Raw genomic sequence first — 21,975 nt, 5'->3', positions numbered from 1 at the left:
GCGTCAGGCCGCCTCGTTCCGGCGCTGCAGGTGGTTGTGCAGCGTGCGCTCGCGGCTGTTCATCACATGGCGGTACATCGCCTCGCCGGCGGCTTCGGCATCGCCGGCCGCGATGGCCTTGACGATCTGCCGGTGCTCCCGCGCGAACATCAGCATCGACTCGGCGCTCAGGTTGTGGCGCCGGTGCAGCGTCAGCTCCTTCGTGAGCTTGCGGTAGGTGGCAGCCAGCTTCTGGTTGTCGGCCAGCACCAGCAGCCGGTCGTGGAACTGCAGGTTGGTGGCATGGAACGCATCGGCATCGCCGGCCTTGGCCGCGCGGTCCATCTCGTCGGCCATGCGGCGCAGCTCGCGCACCTGGGCGGTGGCCAGCGTGTGCGCCAGCTTGCGGCCGATGGCCTGGTCCATCATGGCCCGCACTTCGAAGATCTCCAGCACCTCGTCGATCGGCAGGCTGCGCACGAACACGCCGCGGTTCTTCTCGGTGCGCACCAGGCCCGCCTCTTCCAGCCGGCGGAAGGCCTCGCGCAGCGGCCCGCGCGAGACGCCCAGCTGCGCGGCCAGCGCTGCCTCGGTGAGCTTGTCGCCCGGCGCGAAGCGGCCTTGCAGGATCAGCTTCTCCAGCTCGGCCTGCACCAGGTCGGCGAGCGAGCTGCCCTGCAATTGGGCGATGGTGGGCGCAGGCTGCACCAAGGCTGGCGCCACCGGGGCGACGGCCACCGCGACGGGACGAACCGCGCGGGTGGCCGGGGCCACGGTGGACGGGGTGCGTGAGCGAGGAGCGGCAGGCATGCGGCCAGTATGCCGCGCCCGCAGATTGTCGACAATCTTCAATCGTCAATCAGCAGATCTTCACTGGCCCCCTTCTTGCTGACGCCCGTTTTCATGCGGCTGTCACGTTGCCGGGTCATAAATCGGTCACTCGCACCAACCACATCAAGGGGTACAGCATGGGTTTCCTGAAGACGACGTTCGCCGGCCTGGCCGGCATGGTGATGGTGGCCTCGGCCCTGGCGGCCGACAAGGCCCAGCTCACCGTCTACACCGCGCTGGAGACCGACCAGCTCAAGGCCTACCAGCAGGCCTTCAACAAGGCCAACCCCGACATCGAGATCAAGTGGGTGCGCGACTCCACCGGCGTGATCACCGCCAAGCTGCTGGCCGAGAAGGCCAACCCGCAGGCCGACGTGGTGTGGGGCGTGGCCGCCTCCAGCCTGGCGCTGCTGGACCGCAACGGCATGCTGGAGCCGTATGCGCCGATGAACCTCGACGCCATCATGAGCAAGTACCGCGATGCGAAGAACCCGCCAGCCTGGTGGGGCATGGACGTGTTCGGTGCCACCGTGTGCTTCAACACCGTCGAAGCCAAGAAGCGCAACATCCCGGTGCCCACCAGCTGGAAGGACCTGACCAAGCCCGAGTTCAAGGGCCAGGTGGTGATGCCCAACCCGGCCTCGTCCGGCACCGGCTACTTCGACGTGGTGGCCTGGCTCAGCCTGTGGGGTGACGAAGGCGGCAAGGGCGGCGGCTGGAAGTACATGGACGCGCTGCACCAGAACATCGCGCAGTACACCCACAGCGGCAGCAAGCCCTGCAACATGGCCGCCGCCGGTGAATACGTCGCCGGCATCTCCTTCGAGTACCGCGCGCACACCAACAAGGCCAAGGGCGCGCCCATCGAGCTGGTGTTCCCCAAGGAAGGCCTGGGCTGGGACCTGGAGGCCTTCGCCATCCACAAGGGCGCCAAGAACATCGCGGCCGCCAAGAAGCTGGCCGACTGGGCTTCCAGCAAGGACGCGATGCTGCTGTACGGCAAGAACTTCGCCATCACCGCCCAGCCCGGCGTCGCCCCCAAGCTGGACAGCATCCCGGCCGACTATGAGTCGCGCCTGATCAAGATGGACTTCAACCAGTCGGCCGCCCAGCGCGAGGCAGTGCTGGCCGAGTGGTCCAAGCGCTACGACGCCAAGAGCGAGCCGCGCAAGTAAGCCCGGCCCCTGCCATGAGCACCCTGCCCAGCCCCTACCTGCAGCTCGAAGGCGTCGGCAAGCGCTTCGGCGCCTTCACCGCGCTGCACGACGTGCAGCTGCAGATCCAGCGCGGCGAGTTCGTCTGCTTCCTCGGCCCTTCGGGCTGCGGCAAGACCACGCTGCTGCGCATCATCGCGGGGCTGGAGCAGCACGGCAGCGGCCGCATCGTGCAGGCCGGCACCGACATCTCGTCGCTGCCGCCGGCCGAACGCGACTACGGCATCGTCTTCCAGTCGTATGCGCTGTTCCCCAACCTCAGCATCGCCGACAACGTGGCCTATGGCCTGGTCAACCGCCGGCAGCCGCGGGCGGCGGTGGCGGCGCGGGTGAACGAGCTGCTGACGCTGGTGGGCCTGCCCGGCAGCGGCGGCAAGTACCCGGCCCAGATGTCGGGCGGCCAGCAGCAGCGGGTGGCGCTGGCGCGGGCGCTGGCCACCTCGCCCGGCCTGCTGCTGCTGGACGAGCCGCTGTCGGCGCTGGACGCCATCGTGCGGGTGCGGCTGCGCAACGAGATCCGCGCACTGCAGCGGCAGCTGGGGGTCACCACCATCATGGTCACGCACGACCAGGAAGAAGCGATGTCGGTGGCCGACCGCATCGTGGTGATGAACCAGGGCGTGATCGAGCAGGTGGGTACGCCGCTGCAGGTGTACCGCGAACCGGCCACGCCCTTCGTCGCCGATTTCGTCGGCAAGGCCAGCCGGCTGCAGGCGGTGGCCGAGTCCGATGGCTGGCTGCGGGCCGGGGCGCTGCGCCTGCCCTGCCCCGCCGGCCAGGGCCAGGGCCTGGCCCCCGGCGCACCGGTGGCGCTGTACCTGCGGCCCGAGGACCGCATCGTCGACCACTTCGAGGCCGACCACCCCGGTGCCTGCCAGGGCACGGTGCGGCGCATCGAGTTCAGCGGCAGCAACTGCCTGGCCGAGATGGCGGTGGACGGCCTGCCCGACCAGCCGGTGCAGCTGCAGTTCTCGCTCAACCAGATGGACGAGTTCGGCGTGCGTGAGGGCGCCGCCTTGCGCTTTGCGCTGCGCACCGACCGGCTGCGGGTGTTCGCGGCCGGGGCCGCGGCATGAACACCGTGGCCATGCCCAGCCCTGCCCTGGCGCCTGCGCAGGCGGACTCCCCAGCCGTCCACCGGACACCGCACCGCGCACGCCGCCAGCGGGTGCCGGCCAGCGAGCGCCTGGCCCACCTGGGCCTGCTGGGGGTGGCCGCGGTGCTGGCCATCGGCCTGCTGGGGCCGCTGGCCGCGTTGCTGTCGCAGGCCTTTGCGCCCGGTGCGGCCGGCCAGTCGCGCTGGGTGCACTTCAGCGCCTACCTGGCTTCGCCCGCGCTGCGGCAAAGCCTGCTCAACAGCCTGTGGGTGTCGGCCCTGGTCACGGCCATCGTGCTGCCGCTGGCCTTCACCTTCGCCTATGCGCTCACCCGCAGCTGCATGCCGGCCAAGGGCCTGTTCCGCAGCATCAGCCTGCTGCCGTTGCTGGCGCCTTCGCTGCTGTCGGCCATCTCGCTGATCTACTGGTTCGGCAACCAGGGCCTGGCCAAGGACCTGTGGGCGGCGCTGGGCTTCGAGAGCCTGTACGGCGCGCCCGGCATCGTGCTGGCCGAATGCTTCGCGGTGTTTCCGCATGCGCTGATGATCCTGGTCAGCGCGCTGGCGATGGCCGACGCACGCCTCTATGAGGCCGCCGACGCGATGGGCACCCGCCGGCTGCGCAAGTTCTTCACCATCACGCTGCCGGGCGCGCGCTACGGCTTGGTATCGGCCGGCATGGTCACGTTCACGCTGGTCATCACCGACTTCGGCATTCCCAAGGTGGTGGGCGGCAACTTCAACATGCTGGCCACCGACGTGTTCAAGCTCGTCATCGGCCAGCAGGACTTCCAGCGCGGTGCGGTGGTGGCCCTGCTGCTGCTGGCACCGGCGGTGCTGAGCTTCATCGTCGATGGCCTGGTGCAGCGCCGGCAGACCGCGATGCTGGGTGCCCGCGCGGTGCCGCTGGTGCCGCAGCCTGCGCGTGGCTTCGACACGGCGATGACCGCCTTCTGCCTGCTCATCGTCGGGCTGATGCTGGCCATGTTCGGCATGGCGGTGTTCGCGTCCTTCGCCAAGCTGTGGCCCTACAACCTGACGCCCAGCCTGGACCACTACCTGGTGGGCATCATCGACGCCGAGCTGGGCGATGCCTTGGTCAACAGCCTGAAGCTGGCCGCCGGCACCGCGCTGGCCGGCCCGCTGCTGGTGTTCACCGGCGCCTACCTGCTGGAAAAAACCCGCGGCCTGGCGCCGCTGCGGCCCCTGCTGCGGCTGATGGCCATGCTGCCGATGGCGGTGCCGGGCCTGGTGCTGGGCCTGGGCAGCATCTTCTTCTTCAACGCCCCGGCCAACCCGCTGCACGGCCTGTACCAGACGGGTGCATTGCTGGTGCTGTGCACCGTGGTGCACTTCTACACCACTGGCCACCTCACGCTGCTCACCACGCTCAAGGCCATCGACCCGGAGTTCGAGTCGGTCTCCGCCTCGCTCAAGGTGCCGTTCTACAAGACCTGCTGGCGCGTGACGCTGCCGCTGTGCCTGCCCACGCTGCTGGACGTGTCGCGCTACTTCTTCGTCAACGCGATGACCACCATCTCGGCCGTGGTGTTCCTGTACACGCCCGACACGCGGCTGGCCTCGGTGGCCATCCTCAACCTCGACGAATCGGGCGAGATCGGTGCCGCCGCGGCCATGGCGGTGCTCATCGTCGCCGCCTCCGCCCTCGTCACCTTGCTGTACCTGGCGCTGGGCCGCTGCATCGACCGCCGCACCCAGGCCTGGCGCCAGTCCGCCCGCTGAAAGCTCTCAATGGACCGCGACCCCATCCTGCTCACCCCCGGCCCGCTGACCACCACGCTGCGCACCAAGCTGGCGATGCTGAAGGACTGGGGCTCCTGGGACGCCGACTTCAACGCCCTCACCGCCCGTGTGCGCCAGGGGCTGCTGCAGATCATCCATGCGCAGGACAGCCATGTGGTGGTGCCCCTGCAAGGCAGCGGCACCTTCAGCGTGGAAGCGGCGGTGGCCACCGTGGTGCCACGCGACGGCCACCTGCTGGTGCTGGACAACGGCGCCTACTGCAAGCGCCTGGGCAAGGTGGCCACGCTGATGGGCCGCCGCACCACCATCGCCACCCGGCCCGAGCAACTGCCCGTCTCCGCCGCTGAACTGGCCGCGCTGCTGCAGGCCGACGCCAGCATCACGCACGTGGGCCTGATCCACTGCGAGACCGGCACCGGCATCGTCAACCCGCTGGCCGAAGTGGCCGAGGTCTGCCAGCGCCTGGGCCGCGGCCTCATCGTCGATGCGATGAGCAGCTTCGGCGCGCTGCCCATCGATGCCCGGCAGATCCGCTTCGACGCGCTGGTTGCCGCCAGCGGCAAGTGCCTGGAAGGCGTGCCGGGCATGGGCTTCGTCTTCGTGCGCAAAGCCGTGATGGCGGGCTGCGAGGGCAACAGCCATTCATTGGCGATGGACCTGCACGACCAGCACCAGTACATGGAGCGCACCGGCCAGTGGCGCTTCACGCCGCCCACCCATGTGGTGGCCGCGCTGGCCGAGGCCATGGTCCAGTACCAGGAAGAAGGTGGCCAGCCGGCCCGCCTGGCGCGCTACACCGACAACTGCCGCACGCTGGTCGATGGCATGGCAGGGCTGGGGCTGCGCACCTTCCTGGCGCCCGAGCACCTGTCGCCCATCATCGTCACCTTCTTGGCGCCAAGCGACGAGCGCTACCGCTTCGCCACGCTGTATGCCGAGGCCAAGGCGCAGGGCTTCATGCTCTACCCCGGCAAGCTGACGGCAGTGGAGACCTTCCGCGTCGGCTGCATCGGCGCCATCGGCCACACCGAGATGCAGCAGGCGGTGGACGCCGTGGGCCGCACGCTGCGCGGCATGGGTCTGGGGCCGGCATGAGCGACGGCAGCTTCGACGTCATCGTGGTCGGCGCCGGCATCGTCGGCCTGGCCCATGCCTACACCGCCGCCCGCCGCGGCCTGCGGGTGTGCGTGGTGGAGCGTGACGCCGCCTGCGTCGGCGCCTCGGTGCGCAACTTCGGCTTCATCACCGTCACCGGCCAAGCGGCCGGCGACACCTGGCGACGCGCGCGCCGGGCCCGCGACGTGTGGGCGCTGGTGGCGCCACAGGCTGGCATCCCGGTGCTGCATGGCGGCCTGTGGATGGTGGCCCGCCGCCCCGCCGCGGCCGAAGTGCTGCAGCAGTTCATGCACACCCCCATGGCCGACGGCTGCCAGCTGCTGACGCCGGCGCAGGCCGCGGCCCACACCGATGCGCTGTCGCTGGCCGATGCCCAGGCGGTGCTGTACAGCCCGCATGAACTGCGGGTGGAATCACGCACCGCCATCGGCCAGCTGGCACGCTGGCTGGCCGAGGTGCACGGCGTGCAGTTCCGCTTCAAGGAAGCGGTGCTGGACGTGCAGGCGCCGCGGGTGCAAACCTCTCGCGGTGTGCTGCAGGCCGGGCGCGTGGTGCTGTGCACCCACACCGACCTGCACGGCCTGCAGCCGGAGCGCCTGGCACCGCACGGCCTGCGGCTGTGCCAGCTGCAGATGCTGAGGGTGCAACCACCGCCCGGCTACCGCCTGCCCGGCGCGGTGATGGGCGACCTGAGCCTGGTGCGCTACGGCGGTTATGCCGCCCTCCCCGCCGCCCAGGCCTTGCGCCTGCAGCTGGAACGCGAAGAACCTGAGAGCCTGGCCCACGGCATCCACCTGATCGCGGTGCAAAGCGCCGACGGCTCCCTGGTGGTGGGCGATTCGCACCACTACGGCGCCGCGCCGCCCCCCTTTGCCAGCGAAGCGGTGGACCAACTGATCCTGCACCACCTGCAGACGCTGCTGCGCCTGCCCAGCTGCCGCGTCACTGAACGCTGGGTGGGCCAGTACGTCAGCTCGCCGCACACCGATTGCCTGATCGATGCGCCCGATGCCGCCGTGCGGCGCGTCATCGTCACCAGTGGCACCGGCGCCAGCACCGCCTTCGGCATTGCCGAAGAGGTGTTCGACGCCTGGTGACCCGTTTGAAGAGAGTCCCGATGTCCCAGCCAGCCACCTCCCTCACCGCCGTCGTCTTCGACTGGGCGGGCACCGTCATCGACTTCGGCTCCTGCGCGCCGATGGGCGCCTTCGTCCGCCTGTTCGAGCAGTTCGGCGTGCAGCTCAGCATCGCCGAAGCCCGCGGCCCCATGGGCGTGGCCAAGTGGGACCACATCCAGGCGCTGGGCCGGCTGCCGCGCATTGCTGCGCAATGGCAGGCCCGCCATGGCCGACCTTTCACCGACGCCGACGTGGACCACCTGTACGAGGTGTTCACGCCGATGAACGCGGCGGTGGTGCCTGACTATGCCGACTTCATCCCGGGCGCGGTGGACGTGGTGAATGCCCTGCGCACCCGCGGCCTGAAGATCGGCAGCACCACCGGCTACAACCGGCCCATCATGGACGTGGTGACGCCGATCGCCGCGCGCGGCGGCTACGTGCCCGACAACCTGGTGTGCGCCGGTGACCTGGCCGCCGGCCGGCCCAGCCCGCTGATGATGTACCGCACGTTCGCCGACCTGGGCGTGTGGCCGCCGCACACGGTGGTGAAGGTGGACGACACCGGCGTGGGCCTGGAAGAAGGCCTGAACGCCGGCACCTGGACCGTGGGCCTGGCCGTCAGCGGCAATGCCAACGGGCTGACACTGGCCGAGTGGCAGGCGCTGGACGCCGACGCCCAACAAGCCCGCCGCCAAGCCGCGACCGCCACGCTGCGCGCGGCGGGCGCCCACTACGTGATCGACAGCGTGGCGGACCTGCTGCCGGTGATCGACGACATCGAGGCGCGGCTGCAGCGCGGCGAGCAGCCGTAGGCGGATGGCGTCACGCGCAGCGTGGCGCCGGGTGCTTGATTCAGTACCAGTCGGTAGGCAGCAACTGCCCCGTGTTCACGTCAACGTACCGATACACCGGCACCCCGGTCCAGTCCGTCAGGTTGAACACCGTGTTCGAGTCGGCCAGCTTGCGCACTTCCACGTTCGCGATGGACAGCGGCGTGCGTGGCGCGCACTTCGTCGGCGGCACCGAGGGGCGGACGAAGTACACCGCGCTTTCGCTGGTCGTCGTCGGGTTGGTGACGCGTGTGGCCGTGACCGGGCGGCCTTCGCCCTGGCCCTGCACCAGCAGCGCCGTCTCCACGCCGATGCCGATGCCCCGCACCGTCTTGCTGCCGCTGGAAGCAGCCGGCAGCACACCGCCGCTGCAGCCCAGCGTGCCGCCAGGCGTGCTCACCGGCGCCACGATGCGCGACAGGAAGGTGACGAAGCGGCCCATGCGGTCGCGGCTGTCGAAGTGGGAGTCCAAGATCAGGCTCTCCAGCGCGGGCGGCGCGATGAAGCCGCCGCTCAGGCTCAGCGGCGACGGGTCGAAGGTGATGTCCTTGTAGTAGGGGTCGAGCATCGACAGCTCGGACGTGGCCGACCGGTACAGCGCCGAGTAGTCGAACTGCCCCAGCACGGCCAGGCCGGCACTGGTGCCGCCGATGGGCACGTTCTTCTGCATCAAGGCCTTGAGCGTCTGCTCTAGCGCCGTGCCTTTCCAGAAGCGGATGTAGTGGCTCTGGTCGCCGCCCGCGATCCACACCACGTTGGCCTTGGCCACGATGGCATTGACGGCGGCGCTGTTGGCCGCCTTCACGCTGGGAATCACCAGCGTTTCCACCGAACTCAGGCCCAGCGAGGCACCGCCCACCCACTCGTTCGCGATGGTGGCGGAGGTCGACAGGCTCTCGTCGCTGTAGAAGATGTAGGGGTTGTAGGCGTCGGTGCCGGTGGCGCGGATGACGACGAAGCGCCCCCCGGTGCCCGGCGTGATGCCGGCGCGCTGGATCAACCACCGGAAGGCGACATCCACGTCCGGGCCGCCGCCCATCAGCACGAACGACGGCGTGGGGCGCGATGCGGGTGCCGTGACCACGGCGTTGACGTTGCCCACCGCGAAGTACGAATACAGCGGAACGGGTTTTGCGACCTCGAAGATCGGGTCGGCCAGCACCGGGGTGGTGGCCAGCCCGGAGGCCAGGGCGATGGCGGCCGCACCGGCCACACGCTGGCCCAGGCGCACGATGGCATGAAGGAAGGCGTTGGAAGACATGGGGAAACCTCGACGGGCTGGCAATGCGGGGTGTGTTGCAAGGCGGCTTCAGCGACGCCGGGCAGCGCCCAGCATCGTCAGCAGCCCGACCAGCATCAAGGCCGCCGTTGCAGGCTCAGGCACCGGTGACACGCCGAAGGTCAGCGTGCCGGAGTTCCAGGTGCCCTCGGCTTCGTCGAAGAGCAGGTCCTTGTACGCATCATGGAACTCCAGGCGCAGCAGCCCATCGCTGCCCACCTGGAATTGCTGGCCCAGCAGGCGGAGGTCTTGAAAGCCGGCATAACTGGCCGTGCCCGTGAAGTCGTCGCCACCGCCCGGGGTGAAGGTGACGCCGTAGCCCAGCGAATCGCTGAAGGTCAGCTGCATCTCCGACAGGTAGCTCGGGTCGTGGCTGGTCAGGTTGACGTCCCACTGGAAGGTGTCGATGGTGGCGCCGGCACCCACGAACACTTCCCTGACGGTGTTGGTGGGCGCATCCCGCTCGTCCATGCCGGCGATGCCCGTCACGTCCACCACCACCGTCGTGGTGCCTGCTTGCGCCGTGCCCAGTTGCGCGGCCGCACACAGCGCGGCCATCGTCCAGGCCCGCGCCATCTTGCGCTTGATCATCATCGGTCCGTTCCTCGGTCTTGCGGAAGCGGCGGGCTGCAGTGCCTGCCCCCACCGGCAGCGGAATCTACCTGCCGAAGATCGAGGGCACGCTCCCTAGAACATCAGGTCCGCTCCTGCGGCCCCAAGTCGTACAAGGGCGCCCGATCAAGCATTCAGCGCGCGGCTAGTCCTCCGACTCCGCCAGCACCGCCGCCTGCCTGCGCACCGCGCCGGCGCGCCACAGCGTCAGCGTCACGCGGTCGCCGGGCTGGTAGCGCTCCAGCGCGGTGAGCATGTCGTCCAGGTCGGCCACCGCTGCATCGTCGATGGCCTGGATCACGTCGCCGGCCACGATGCCACCTTGCGCGCCCCGGGTGAAGGGCCGCAGCCCCGCCTTCTGCGCCGGGCCGCCCGGCGCCACCGCCACCAGCGGCACGCCCTTGGGCAGGCCCAGCGCCTTGGCCATGTTCTCGGGCCCGGCCGTCACGCCCAGGGCCGGCCGCACCATGCGGCCGTCGCGGATCAGCCGCGGGACGATGCGGTTGACCTCGTCCACCGGAATGGCGAAGCCGATGCCCGCGCTGGCGCCCGAAGGGCTGTAGATCGCGGTGTTGACGCCGATCACCCGGCCCGCTGAATCCAGCAGCGGCCCGCCCGAGTTGCCGGGGTTGATCGCCGCATCGGTCTGGATGGCGCCGCGGATGGTGCGGCGGGTGACCGATTCGATCTCCCGGTTGAGCGCGCTGACGATGCCGGTGGTCAGCGTCTGGTCAAGCCCGAAGGGGTTGCCGATGGCATACACCTTCTGCCCCACCTGCAGGTCCTTGCTGCTGCCCAGCGCAATGGGCGGCAGCTTGTTGCGCGGCGCCTCGATCTTCAGCACCGCCAGGTCGCGGTCGGGGAACACGCCCACCAGCGAGGCCTTGTGCGAAGACTGGTCCGACAGCGTGACGCGGGCGCCCGAAGCCTCCTGGATGACGTGGAAGTTGGTGACGATGTGGCCGGCCTCGTCCCACACGAAGCCGGTGCCGGTGCCCCGCGGCACCTGGGTCACGCGGGTGCTGAAGAAGTCGCGCTCCACGCCCAGCGCGGTGATGTTGACCACCGAGGGCGACACGGCCTTGAACACCGCGATGTTGTTGAGCTCGTCGGTGGCCAGCGGCCCGCGCGGGGCCACGGCGCGGGGCGAGGCTTCATTGCGGGCGAAAGCCAGCGGCAGGCCGGCGACGCCCAGCAGCCCGGCAGCGCCCAGCTGCAGCAGGCAGCGGCGGCGGCCGACCGGCGTCAGGGGATGGAGAGGATGGCGGTGGGTCATGGAAGGGCCGGCGCACCGGGCGCCGCGAAAGACCAGGGCGGCCCGGATTCTGGCAAAGCGCGGAGCGGCCGGCCGTGCTCAGCCTGGCTTCATGCGCGCCGGCTAAGCTGTTCCCCGTTGTTGCCCTCTGAAGTGGCCGCCGCCCAGGCGATGGCCGTCGCCCCTGCCACCATGACCACCTCCCCGTCCGAAGACCCCCGCCTGGACACCGCCGCGCGCACCGAGCTGCCCGCCACCGTGTTCGGCGACGACCCCGAGGACAGCGCCCACAGCGCCGCCGAACGCGCGGCCGCTGCGGTGCGCAGCACCTGGGTCAGCATCGCGGTCAATGGCGTGCTGATCGTGCTGCAGCTGGTGGTGGGCCTGTTCGCACACTCGGCCGCGCTGGTGGCCGATGCAATGCATTCGCTGTCCGACCTGGTCAGCGACTTCGTGGTGCTGCTGGCGGGCAAACACAGCCGCAAGGCGGCCGACGACGATCACCCCTATGGCCATGCCCGCTTCGAGAACGCCGGCTCACTGGCCCTGGGCGCGCTGCTGCTGGCGGTGGGCGTGGGCATGCTGTGGTCGGCGTTGCGCAAGCTGGAGGCACCGTCCGAGATCCCGCAGGTGCACGTCGCTGCCTTGGTGGTGGCCGGCATCACCCTGGTGTGCAAGGAGGGGCTGTTCCGCTACATGCTGGCGGTGGCCAAGCGGGTGCGCTCCAGCCTGCTGGTGAGCAATGCCTGGCATGCGCGGTCGGACGCCGCTTCTTCGCTGGTGGTGGGCCTGGGCATCGGGGGCAACCTGCTGGGTTTTCCGCTGCTCGACCCCATCGCGGCGGCCATCGTCGGCTTTCTGATCGCGCGCATGGGCTGGACCTTCGGCTGGAATGCGCTGTCCGACCTGATGGACCGCGGCGCCAGTGCCGAAGAGGTGGAGGCCATCCAGCGCACCGCCGCCGCCACCCCGGGCGTGCACGCGGTGCACGACCTGCGCACCCGCAAGATGGGCGACCTGCTGGTGGTGGACATGCACCTGGAAGTGGATGGCAGCCTGACGGTGGAGCAAGGCCACGACATCGCGCTGGCCGCCCGCGATGCGGTGCTGGCCCGCCACAGCGTACTGCGTGTGATGACGCACGTGGACCCGTGGCCGCGCCGGGCCGAGGCGGCTCTCAATCGCGAAAGCGGTCCAGCCTGAAGCAGCTCAGGTCCACGCCGCCGGCCTGCCCCAGGATCTGCTGGGCCAAGGCCTCACCCAGCCCGGCCGAATGCTTGAAGCCGTGGCCGGAGCAGGCCGACACCACGGTGACGTTGGGCTGCGTGGGATGCGCATCGACGATGAAGCCCGAATCGGCGCTGACGGTGTAGAGGCAGGCGGCTGCATGCACGGCCTCGGGCGTCACCGAGCGCAGGCGGCCGGCCACATGGGCCTCGAACATACGGGCCTGCTCGCCGGCCGACACCTGGCGGTCCATCGCGTCGGGCGTGGTGGTGTCGGCGCATTGCTCGGTCGCCACCTTGACGCCTTCGTGGCCGTCGATCATCGGAAAGCCGTAGAAGTAGTCTTCGTCGCTGCGGCCGTGCATCCAGATGAACACCGGGCTGCGCCCGGGCGCGTACAGCGCGGGCTGCGTGGGCCGGAACCAGTGCAGCACCTGGCGCATCACGCGCAGGCGCTGTGCGTAGGCACCGCCCACCAGCCCCGGCAACCAGGGCCCCGCGGTGACGACGGCCCGCGCGGCCGCATAGGTGGCCCGTGCGGTGCGCACCGTCACGCCCTGGGCCGTGCCTTCGATGGACAGCACGGCCTCGTTCACCTGCAGCCGGGCGCCGTGGCGGCTGGCAACGGCCAGTTGCGCGGCGATGCAGCGCTCGGGCCGCAGCACGCCGGCGGCGGGTTCGTAGTAGGCCACTTCGTCGCCACGCAGCATGAACTGCGGAAAGCGCGCCATCACCTCGGGCGCGCCCAACACCTCGTGCGCAATGCCGTGCTGCTGGGCCAGCGCGATCGTGCGCCGCACGAAGTCGGGCCGGCCATGGTGCTGGCTTGCGCCATCGGCCGCGCCCACGATGAGCCCGCCAGTGGCGGTGTACAGCGGCTCACCGGCTTGCGCTTCCAGCGCCCGCCAGATGTCGTGCGAGCGCTGCACCAGCGGCAGGTACTGCGCGCCCTCCCCCACCGCCAGCCGCGTGATGCGCGTGGCGCCATGGCTGGAGCCCAGCTCGTGCGGCGGCGCATGCCGGTCGATGCCGATGACACGGGCGCCGCGCATGGCCAGCTGGCAGGCCACGGCGCTGCCGAAGGCGCCGAGGCCGATGACGAGGACGTCGGCGGTGGAGTCGAGAGACATGGGGTTCCTTTTTACCTTGGATGCTACCCAGCGCAGCGGGCGAAACCGGGGACACTGCAAGCGGCATCCGTTGCCCCACCCTCACCTCCTTCGTTCCACGCCTTCATGCCCACGTCGACCCGCCCCATCGCCATCCCGTCCCACATCCGCCCGCTGGACGAGATCCTGCCCACCGAACCGCTGCTGATGATGGGCGCCGGGCCGGTGCCGATTCCGCATGCGGTGGCGCGGGCCAACTCCATCGTCATCAACCACCTGGGCGAGACCATGTCGGTCGTCATCGCGCAGGTGAAAGACATGGCGCGCTACACGTTCCAGACGCAGTCGGAGTGGATCCTGGGCGTGGCTGGCCCGGGCTCGGCCGCGATGGAGATGGCCATCGCCAACCTGGTGGATGCGCGGTCGCGCGTGCTGTGCCTGGTCAACGGCTACTTCAGTCAGCGCATGGCCGAGATGGCCGGCCGTGCCGGTGCGCAGGTGCTGGTGCACGAGGCGGCGGGCACCCAGCCGCTGGACCTGACCGCCTTCGAGGCCGCAGTGGCGCAGCACCGGCCGCACTGCGTCACCATCGTGCATGGCGAAACCTCGAACACCACCTTCAACGCCAACCTGGCCGAGCTGGCGCGCATCGCCAAGCGCCACGGCAGCCTGGTGATCGTGGACGCGGTGTGCACCTTGAGCACCACGCCGCTGCAGATGGACGCCTGGGGCATCGATGCGGTGATCACCGGCGGGCAGAAGGGCTTGTCGTGCATACCGGGCGTGTCGCTGGTGGCCTTCTCCAATGCGGCCTGGGACCGCATCAATAGCCGCAGCAGCCCTACCGCCCATTGGTGCCTGGACGCCCGCCTGGCCACCAACTTCTGGCACCGCGGCTCGTACCACTACACCGCGCCGGTGTCGGGCGTGCTGGCGCTGCATGAGGCGCTGCGCCTGGTGTGCACCGAGACGCTGGAACGCCGCTTCGAGCGCCACCGCCGCTGCTCGGCCGCGCTGCAGGCCGGCATCGAGGCGCTGGGCCTGCAACTGCTGGTGCCGCCGGCCCAGCGGCTGCATTCGGTGGTGGGCGTGGTGGTACCGCCCGCCACCAGCAACCAGGCGGTGTGCCAGCACATCTCACGCCAGTACCAGGTGGAAGTGTCTGGCTCCTTCGGCCTGCCCATCGTGCGCATTGGCCAGATGGGCGAGCAATGCCGCGAGCCGAACCTCTTCCGCACCCTGCATGCCCTGGGCAGCACGATGCAAGACCTCGGCGTACCCGCCGACCTGACGGCCGGATTGGTGGCGTTGGAGCGGGGGTTGCGTCAGGTGGGCGCGGCCGAAGGCTGATCAGACCCACTCCAGCAAGTCGGGCCGCCAGGTCGCCGTCGCGGCACTGCGCTGCAAGGCGACCTGCGTCGGCGGCCACAGCAGGTCGTCCAACAGGGCGATGGTGTCACCGAGTGCCGCGCCCTCGACCCGGTTCTTGTTGAGAAACGCGTGCAACTGGCGCCTCTTGCCTGCGTCTTCGCTGAACACCCCGGTCAGTGCCACGGGTCGTTCGACGGGTAGCGGCGTCTGACGGCGCGCGAAGGTGGCTGCGATGGCGCAGCACCGGGGAGGCGATTTCCGCAAGCAGGCACGGGTAGCGCAAGCGCTGCGGTGCCGGCGTCACAGCATCCCCGAACGCGATGTCGATCTGAAGGGCGCAGCGGGCGGATGAGACACGTCCGATCAAGCTGATACGTGTGCCGCCATAGCCGTTGTCTTCGCGGATGGCGCGCGCTCTCACCGAGTCCAGGTCAAACCGGATGCCGTCACCCAAATCGATCGCCGAGCACGTTGTGGTCCTCCCCGCGCTGCCGCGCGAGCGTCAGCAGGCGGGCCAGGATGGATGCTGGCAGGTTGCCTCTCGCCGGAGGTGCCTGCGGGCTGCTCATGCCGTCACCGCTTCCAGATACGGTCGCATCACCCGTTCGACCCGACTGATGCGGGCGACGTGGCTGAGTTCGTCGACCGTGACCTTGCGGCTGCGCCATGCGTCCTTCAGCGCCTCCAGCGCCACGTCCAGCCCGATCTTGTGGCGGAACTTGAAGCAATCCGTCACCGTCTTGGCGGGGCTGTACACCCGGATGGGGGCGCCATGGTCCAGCACGATCTGGATGCCATCGCTGTAGGCCGCGCCGCTGAGCCGCACGATGCGCAGCGGGGGATAGTCCAGCGCCGGGGCATGACTGCCGGCCGGCAGCGCGATCCACACCTCATGCGGCATCTGGGTGCCGATTTGATGGAACTGCAGCGCGCTCAGCAGGCACACCACCGCCCTGGGCACCCGCTGGCACACCTCGAGCAGCGCCTGGTGCTCGGTGAGCTGTGCATCGGGCAGTCCGTAGAGGCCACGGCCGAAGCGTTGCAGCTTGCCTGCGTCGTACAGGCGGATCAGCATCTGCGGCGACCATCCTTGCGCTTTCAGGTCTGCCGCGTTGAGCACACGCTGGCGCCTGGCCAGTTCTAGGATGCCGTCTGTCTGGGTCATGGCACGACGAGTTTAATAGTGCCATGGTTAATGCACAAGTAGTGCACTTTTCAAACAATCACACGAACGGCGCAAACTCCGTCCGCAGCCTCGCCTGCGGCGCGGTCCAGTCCAGCAGCCAGTCGGCGAAGTCGGCCTCGGGCATGGGCTTGCCCATCAGGTAGCCCTGGGCCTCATCGCAGTGCAGGGCCTTGAGCAGGGCCCAGGTCTGGGCGTTCTCCACGCCCTCGGCGCACACCGTCAGGCCCAGGTTGTGGGCCAGGTCGATGGTCGATCGCACGATCTTCAGGTCGGCGCGGTCGGTTTCCATCGCCATCACGAAGCTGCGGTCGATCTTCAGTTCATGCAGCGGCAGCCGCTTCAGGTAGGCCAGCGACGAGTAGCCGGTGCCGAAGTCGTCGATCGACAGCCGCAGCCCCATCGCATGCAGCCGCTGCAGCGTCTGCAGCGCGCGCGCGGGGTCGTCCATGATGGCGCTTTCGGTGATCTCCAGGCACAGCGCCTGCGGCTGCACGCCGCCGCGGGCGAAGAGGCGTTCCATCTTGGTCGGCAGGTGCTGGTCCAGCAGGTCGCGGGTGCTGAGGTTGATCGCGAACTTCAGCTCCACGCCCTGGCGCTGCAGCTCGGCATAGCGCATCGAGCAACGCTCGATCATCCAGCCCGTCAGCTCACGGATGAAGCCCGTCTGCTCGGCGAACGGGATGAACTGCATCGGCGGGATCATGCCGCGCTGCGGATGCTGCCAGCGCACCAGCGCCTCGGCACCCACCACCTCGCCGCTGGCCATCGCGATCTTGGGCTGCAGGTACAGCCGCAGCTGGTCCTGCGCCACCGCCGCCCGCAGCTCGGTCAGCAGCGACAGCGAAGCCTCGCTCGACGAATCGATCTGCGGGCTGTACATCACCACGCCCACCTCGTGCGAGGGCTGCGACTTGGCGGCGTACATCGCCATCTCGGCGCGCACCAGCAGCGCATCGGCGGTCTGGCCGTGGGCAGGGTGGGCGGCAATGCCGATGCCGGCGCTGACGTCGATGGTGTGGTCGTCCAGCGTCAGCGGCTCTTCCAGCCGGCGGCGCAGGCGCATCGCCACGTCCACCGCGATGTCGGCATCGGCGCCCGGCAGCATCACCGCGAATTCGTCGCCACCCAGGCGGGCCACCAGGTCGTCCTCGCGCAGGCCGCCGGCACCCAGGCGCGCGGCGATCTGCCGCAGCAGCCGGTCTCCGAAGGCATGGCCGAGCACGTCGTTCACATGCTTGAAGCGGTCGAGGTCCAGCATCAGCACCGACAGCGCCCGTCCCTGCCCCAGCTGCGCGGCCAGCGCGTCATGGAACTGGGCGCGGTTGGGCAAGCCGGTCAAGGTGTCCCAATAGGCCAGGCGGCGCACCTGCGCTTCGCGCTGCTGCATGCCCTGGCGCATCGCCTCGAAGGCGCGGGCCAGGTCGCGCACCTCGTCGCGCGCCTGCACCGCCACCGGGGTGGCGTAGTCACCACCGCCCAGCCGCTCGGCGCTGCGCGACAAGGCCTGGATCGGCCGCGTGATGTTGCGTGCGGTGACGATGCTGCCGACGCCGAACACCGCCAGCGCCGCGGCGCTGATGGCCAGCAAGATGAGCTGCAGCCGCCGGAACGGCGCCACCGCATCGTCCACCGACTGCAGCAGCAGCACGGCAGCGTCGGTGCCCGGCGAGTTGCCCAGCATCACGATGCGGGTGGCGTACCACTCGTCGCCCAGGCGCACGCTCGGGCCGTCGGCCCCCGTGGTGGACGCCGCGTCATGCAACTGCAGCGCCAGCCGGCGTGCCTGCTCGGCGGCCTCGGCGCCGCCATCCACCGGCAGCACGTCCCACGGGCCGCCGGCAAAGCGCACGGCCAGCGCGCTGCGCAGCCCGGCGATCTGTTCCACGTCGTGCATCAGCGCCGCCCCCACCGGAAAGCCCATCGAGACCTGCCCGATGGGTTGGGGTGCGCGCACCGGCACCGTCACGATCTGGTAAGGCCGGCCTTCGAACACGGCCACGATGCTGCCGTCGGCGGCCAGCGGCGCCTGGCGCGGCATCGCCGCCAGGGCCTGGATGGCGGCGTCGGGCTGGCCGGTGCTGGTGGCCACCAGCTGGCCGCGCAGGTCGGCGTAGAAAGCCACCTCGGCGCCGATGCGGGCGCCGTGGTTGTCCAGCGCATCGGCCACGGTGGCGCGGTCGCCGCTGGCCACCGCGGCGCGGAAGCCGAAGTCGGCCGCCAGCACCTTGGAAGCATCGGCCAGGTTCTGCGCATTGGCGGCCAGCAGCCGGCGCAGCACCTTCTCGCCGGTGGCCAGCTCCTGCGCGATGTTGCGCCGGGCATTGGCTTCCAGGTCGCGGCGGATGGCCAGGAAACTGGCCGCCTGCACCAGCACCAGCAGGCCGACGAACAAGCCGACGATGCGCCACTGCAGCCGGCGCTGAAAGGGCCGCGACAGCCGCGCGAACAGGCGGCGGCGCCTTGGCGCTGCGGCCGGCGGTGTGAGGTCTTGCACGGGCGGCGGCGCCATGGCGGCTCAGCTTCCGGCCTGCAGGCGCAGCGCACCGCGGCCGCCGCTGGCGCCCACGGTCAGCGGCGCTTCGGCCGGCAGGCCGGTCTCGCCCTGGCTGAAGTGCCAGGCGCGCAGCAGGTGCTGGCCGGCGGGCACGTCCAACGTGGCTTCACCCCGGGCATCGGTCTTGGCGAAGATCGGCGTGTCCACCACATGCACCCAGGCACTCATGCGGTCGTGCACGTTGCAGCCCAGGGCCGCGGTGCCGGGCTTGTCGAACACCACCGGCTTGGCCGGCGTGCCGGCGTACAGCTTCAGCTCGAAGCTGCGGATCGGGGCGAACGAGTAGACGTGGTGCCGAACCGTGTCGAAATTGGGAAAGCTCACCGAGGTGCCGGTCTGGATCACCGTGACCGATGGCACGAACTGGCGCTCGCGCTGGCCGATCTCGGCGGTGGCGCTGGTGGTGGCCGCCGGCTGGCCCTTGACGATCACGTACACCGCGGCATCGGCCAGCGGCTTGCCCGCCATGTCGGTGACAGTCACATTGACGGGCGAGGCGGTGGCCCCTAGGCTGGTCAGGAGCGCTGCGGCCAGCATGCCGGCCGCAGCGGGGCGCGTGGGGGTCAGGGCAGGCATGGCTTCTTGTCGCACATCAGATCGGCCGTTCCAGTAGACCTCAAGCACGCGTCGGCACATCCGAAAAGAAGGCCAGGTTCCGGCACCCAGTTTCGGTCGGTGCGCCCGTTTTCGAGGTCGTCGTCTGTGTCGCACTTTGCACGCTCTACCCGCGCCGGTCGCGGTGCCATGTCGGCCGGCGTACCCACCGGCCATGGCGATCCGGTTGACGCGTTGGCGGAGCACGGTGGCGCACACCCCTGCCTGGCCTCGGCCACGCCGGCCCCCGCCCCGGCCGCCCATTCGCTGCTGGTGCAGACGCTCGAACAAGCCATCGATGGCGTGGTGGTGATCGACGAGCGCAACGAGGTGGTGGTGTTCAACGCCGCGGCTGAACGCATCTGGGGCCACCCGCGCGACGCGGTGCTGGGGCACGACGTGCGCATGCTGATGCCGATGGAGATGCGCGCGCGCCACGACGCGAACCTGCACCGGCACCGTGTCACCGGCGTCAACCGCATCGTCGGCACCGAGGTGGAAGTGCCGATCGAGTGCGCCGACGGCAGCCGCCGGCAGGCCCTGATGGCGGTGTCGCAGATCCGCTTCGAGGGCCGCAGCCTGTACTGCGCCTTCGTGCGCGACAACACCCAGCACCGCGAGTTGCTGGCCCACCAGCGGCTGCTGTCCACCGCGGTGGACGAAAGCGACATCGCGATGATCGTCGGCGGTGCCGACCAACGCATCGTGTTCGCCAATGCCGGCTGCCAGCGCATGTTCGGCTACAGCCTGCACGAGATGGTGGGTCAGCGCCTGGGCGACCTGCTGATGGGCCCGCATACCGACCCCGCCACGCTGCAGGCGCTGACGGCCGCCCAGGATTGCGGCCAGCAGAGCTTTGCCACCGAGCTGCTGGCCTACACCAAGGACGGCCGGCCGCTGTGGGTGTCCACCGCGGTGAACCCGGTGCACGATGCGCAGGGCTTGGTGTGCAATTTCGTCAGCGTGCTCACCGACATTACCCAGACCAAGCTGCACGAGGTGCTGCAGTTCCGCGTGCTGGACGCGATGGCGCGCGAGACGCCGATGCTGGACCTGATGCTGCTGCTGTGCCGCGAGGTGGAGCGCACCGCGCCGGAGCTGATCGCCTCCATCCTGCAGGTGGACGACCAGGGCCGGCTGCGCACCCTGGCCGGCCCCAGCCTGCCGCCCGCCTACTGCGCGCAGATCGATGGCCTGCCCATCGGGCCGGTGGTGGGCTCCTGCGGCACCGCGGCCTGGCGCAATGCGCCGGTGCTGGTGACCGACATCGCCACCGACCCGCTGTGGGCCGACTTCAAGGGGCTGGCCCTGCCGCTGGGCCTGCGGGCCTGCTGGTCCAGCCCCATCCGCGGGGGCGACGGCCAGGTGCTGGGCACCTTCGCCTTCTATTACCGTGAGCCGCGTGAACCCAGCGCGCTGCACCGCCGCCTGGTGGACGTGAGCCTGCACCTGTGCGCACTGATCCTGGAGCGCGAAAAGACCAAGGCCCACATCCACCAGCTGGCCTTCTACGACACCTTGACCGGCCTGCCCAACCGCGCGCTGCTGCGGGCCAAGACCGAGCGCGCGCTGCATGAGGCGCAGCGCACCGGCACGCCGCTGGCGGTGCTGTTCGTCGACCTGGACCGCTTCAAGCAGGTGAACGACACCCACGGCCACCTGGTGGGCGACGGCCTGCTGGTGGAGCTGGCGCAGCGCCTGCGCGGAGTGGCACGGGCGGGCGACATCATCGGGCGGCTGTCGGGCGACGAATTCGTGGCCGTGCTGCCCGATTGCGGCGGCAGCCAGGCCGTGGCCGCGGTGGAACGCCTGGTGGCCGCGGTGGCACAACCGATGGTGGTGCACGGCGTGGCCCTGCACCCGCGCGCCAGCGTGGGGGTGGCGCTGTACCCCGCCGATGGCGGCGACATCGACACCCTGATACGCCATGCCGACATGGCGATGTACCAGGCCAAGACGCATGAGCGCGGCAGCTTCCGCTTCTTCAGCGCCGAACTCAACCGCCAGGCCCATGAGCGCGCGATGCTGGAAGCCGACCTGCGCGAAGCGCTGGGCCCGGCCGGCGGCCTGGCCCTGCACTACCAGCCCAAGGTCACCGCCGAAGCGGGCCGGGTGTGCGGCGTGGAAGCGCTGCTGCGCTGGCAGCACCCGCGGCTGGGCGCGGTGCCGCCGCTGCGCTTTGTCGCGCTGGCCGAGGACTGCGGCCTGGTGCACGCCCTGGGCCACTGGGTGCTGGGCGAGGCCTGCCGCCAGATGGCCGACTGGCGCGCCCGCGGCGTGCCGGTGCCGCATGTGGCGGTGAACCTGTCGGCCAGCAATTTCCTGGACGCCAGCCTGCCCGGCGTCATCGCCGGCCTGCTGCAACGCCACGGGCTGGCCAGCGGCGACCTGACGGTGGAGATGACCGAGAGCGTGATGCTCAACCCCGACCCGGTGGTGCTGGCCACGGTGCAGGCGGTGCATGCGCTGGGCGTGAAGGTGTCGCTGGACGACTTCGGCACCGGCTACTCCAGCCTCAGCCACCTGCACCGGCTGCCAATCACCGAGCTGAAGCTGGACCGCAGCTTCGTGCAGGACATCGAGCACGACCCGATGGCCCGCGCGCTCACGGTCTCGGTGCTGCGCATCGGCAAGACCCTGGGCCTGACGGTGGTCGCCGAAGGCGTGGAAACCGAAGCCCAGCGCCGCTTCGTCGCCGACGAAGGCTGCCCGGTGGTGCAGGGCTACCTGGTCTCGAAGCCGGTGCCGGCAGAGGCGCTGGAGGACTGGTTGCAGTTGAAGCCCACAGGCGCCGGCTGAGCCTGCTGCGCCACACAGGCAGCCGTCGGCCAGAATCCG

19 protein-coding genes are annotated in these 21,975 nt (G+C 70.0%); 9 read left to right on the top strand and 10 right to left on the bottom strand.

Annotation, left to right across the window (positions count from 1 at the left end; all coding sequences use genetic code 11):
- Positions 1–3: 3 nt before the first annotated feature.
- Positions 4–789: an FCD domain-containing protein gene (locus MW290_RS23040; protein ID WP_250199983.1), complete on the bottom strand. Its 786-nt coding sequence runs from the start codon at positions 787–789 to the stop codon at positions 4–6.
- Between the two features lie 197 nt (positions 790–986).
- Between MW290_RS23040 and MW290_RS23035 the strand changes: the two genes are divergently transcribed.
- The 6 genes from MW290_RS23035 to phnX are packed head-to-tail and all read left to right on the top strand — an operon-like array spanning position 987 to position 7,933.
- A complete protein-coding gene (locus MW290_RS23035; protein ID WP_250200092.1) occupies positions 987–1,985 on the top strand; it encodes a putative 2-aminoethylphosphonate ABC transporter substrate-binding protein in 999 nt (332 codons plus the stop codon).
- Positions 1,986–1,999: 14 nt separating this feature from the next.
- Complete coding sequence (locus MW290_RS23030) at positions 2,000–3,100, top strand: putative 2-aminoethylphosphonate ABC transporter ATP-binding protein (protein ID WP_250199982.1); 1,101 nt, start codon at positions 2,000–2,002, stop codon at positions 3,098–3,100.
- Complete coding sequence (locus MW290_RS23025; RefSeq protein ID WP_250199981.1) at positions 3,097–4,863, top strand: putative 2-aminoethylphosphonate ABC transporter permease subunit; 1,767 nt, start codon at positions 3,097–3,099, stop codon at positions 4,861–4,863. Before MW290_RS23030 ends, MW290_RS23025 begins: the two co-directional genes overlap by 4 nt.
- A gap of 9 nt (positions 4,864–4,872) precedes the next feature.
- Positions 4,873–5,979 carry a 2-aminoethylphosphonate--pyruvate transaminase gene (locus MW290_RS23020; protein ID WP_250199980.1) on the top strand — a complete coding sequence of 369 codons (1,107 nt, stop codon included), beginning with the start codon at positions 4,873–4,875 and terminating at the stop codon, positions 5,977–5,979.
- A complete protein-coding gene (locus MW290_RS23015; RefSeq protein WP_250199978.1) occupies positions 5,976–7,097 on the top strand; it encodes a TIGR03364 family FAD-dependent oxidoreductase in 1,122 nt (373 codons plus the stop codon). Before MW290_RS23020 ends, MW290_RS23015 begins: the two co-directional genes overlap by 4 nt.
- A 20-nt stretch (positions 7,098–7,117) precedes the next feature.
- On the top strand, positions 7,118–7,933 hold the full coding sequence (phnX, locus tag MW290_RS23010) for a phosphonoacetaldehyde hydrolase (RefSeq protein ID WP_250199977.1): 816 nt from the start codon (positions 7,118–7,120) through the stop codon (positions 7,931–7,933).
- Between the two features lie 40 nt (positions 7,934–7,973).
- On the opposite strand, the gene MW290_RS23005 is transcribed toward phnX, so the two are convergent.
- From MW290_RS23005 to MW290_RS22995, 3 genes are all read right to left on the bottom strand, one after another.
- Positions 7,974–9,212, bottom strand: coding sequence for a cyanophycinase (locus tag MW290_RS23005; protein ID WP_250199976.1), 1,239 nt, complete (start codon positions 9,210–9,212; stop codon positions 7,974–7,976).
- Between the two features lie 48 nt (positions 9,213–9,260).
- Complete coding sequence (locus MW290_RS23000; protein ID WP_250199975.1) at positions 9,261–9,824, bottom strand: PEP-CTERM sorting domain-containing protein; 564 nt, start codon at positions 9,822–9,824, stop codon at positions 9,261–9,263.
- Between the two features lie 163 nt (positions 9,825–9,987).
- Positions 9,988–11,118, bottom strand: coding sequence for a S1C family serine protease (locus MW290_RS22995; RefSeq protein ID WP_250199974.1), 1,131 nt, complete (start codon positions 11,116–11,118; stop codon positions 9,988–9,990).
- Positions 11,119–11,289: 171 nt separating this feature from the next.
- Here MW290_RS22995 and MW290_RS22990 point away from each other — a divergent pair, with 171 nt between their 5' ends.
- A complete protein-coding gene (locus MW290_RS22990) occupies positions 11,290–12,300 on the top strand; it encodes a cation diffusion facilitator family transporter (RefSeq protein ID WP_250199973.1) in 1,011 nt (336 codons plus the stop codon).
- Here the strand turns inward: MW290_RS22990 and solA are convergent.
- Positions 12,275–13,453: an N-methyl-L-tryptophan oxidase gene (gene solA, locus MW290_RS22985; RefSeq protein ID WP_250199972.1), complete on the bottom strand. Its 1,179-nt coding sequence runs from the start codon at positions 13,451–13,453 to the stop codon at positions 12,275–12,277. The genes MW290_RS22990 and solA overlap by 26 nt on opposite strands.
- A 105-nt stretch (positions 13,454–13,558) precedes the next feature.
- Between solA and MW290_RS22980 the strand changes: the two genes are divergently transcribed.
- A complete protein-coding gene (locus MW290_RS22980) occupies positions 13,559–14,782 on the top strand; it encodes a pyridoxal-phosphate-dependent aminotransferase family protein (protein ID WP_250199971.1) in 1,224 nt (407 codons plus the stop codon).
- Here the strand turns inward: MW290_RS22980 and MW290_RS22975 are convergent, their stop codons facing one another.
- From MW290_RS22975 to MW290_RS22960, 5 genes are all read right to left on the bottom strand, one after another.
- Entirely contained in the window at positions 14,783–14,986 is a 204-nt protein-coding gene (locus tag MW290_RS22975) for a hypothetical protein (RefSeq protein ID WP_250199970.1), read from the bottom strand.
- On the bottom strand, positions 14,889–15,224 hold the full coding sequence (locus tag MW290_RS33320) for a nucleotidyl transferase AbiEii/AbiGii toxin family protein (RefSeq protein ID WP_375142966.1): 336 nt from the start codon (positions 15,222–15,224) through the stop codon (positions 14,889–14,891). The genes MW290_RS22975 and MW290_RS33320 overlap by 98 nt, the downstream gene beginning before the upstream one ends.
- Before the next feature lie 144 nt (positions 15,225–15,368).
- Positions 15,369–15,968 carry a type IV toxin-antitoxin system AbiEi family antitoxin domain-containing protein gene (locus MW290_RS22970; protein ID WP_250199969.1) on the bottom strand — a complete coding sequence of 200 codons (600 nt, stop codon included), beginning with the start codon at positions 15,966–15,968 and terminating at the stop codon, positions 15,369–15,371.
- A 58-nt stretch (positions 15,969–16,026) separates the two neighbouring features.
- Entirely contained in the window at positions 16,027–18,498 is a 2,472-nt protein-coding gene (locus MW290_RS22965; protein WP_250199968.1) for a bifunctional diguanylate cyclase/phosphodiesterase, read from the bottom strand.
- A 6-nt stretch (positions 18,499–18,504) separates the two neighbouring features.
- Entirely contained in the window at positions 18,505–19,119 is a 615-nt protein-coding gene (locus MW290_RS22960) for a methylamine utilization protein (protein WP_250199967.1), read from the bottom strand.
- Positions 19,120–19,287: 168 nt separating this feature from the next.
- On the opposite strand from MW290_RS22960, the gene MW290_RS22955 reads away from it, so the two are divergent.
- Positions 19,288–21,936: an EAL domain-containing protein gene (locus MW290_RS22955; protein ID WP_250199966.1), complete on the top strand. Its 2,649-nt coding sequence runs from the start codon at positions 19,288–19,290 to the stop codon at positions 21,934–21,936.
- Positions 21,937–21,975 lie beyond the last annotated feature (39 nt).

It is taken from the genome of Aquincola tertiaricarbonis (genome assembly GCF_023573145.1).
GTDB classification, from domain to species: Bacteria; Pseudomonadota; Gammaproteobacteria; order Burkholderiales; family Burkholderiaceae_C; genus Aquincola; species Aquincola tertiaricarbonis_B.
The sequence above is the reverse complement of the archived record's forward strand: the minus strand, read 5'-3'. Positions and strand labels throughout refer to the sequence as shown.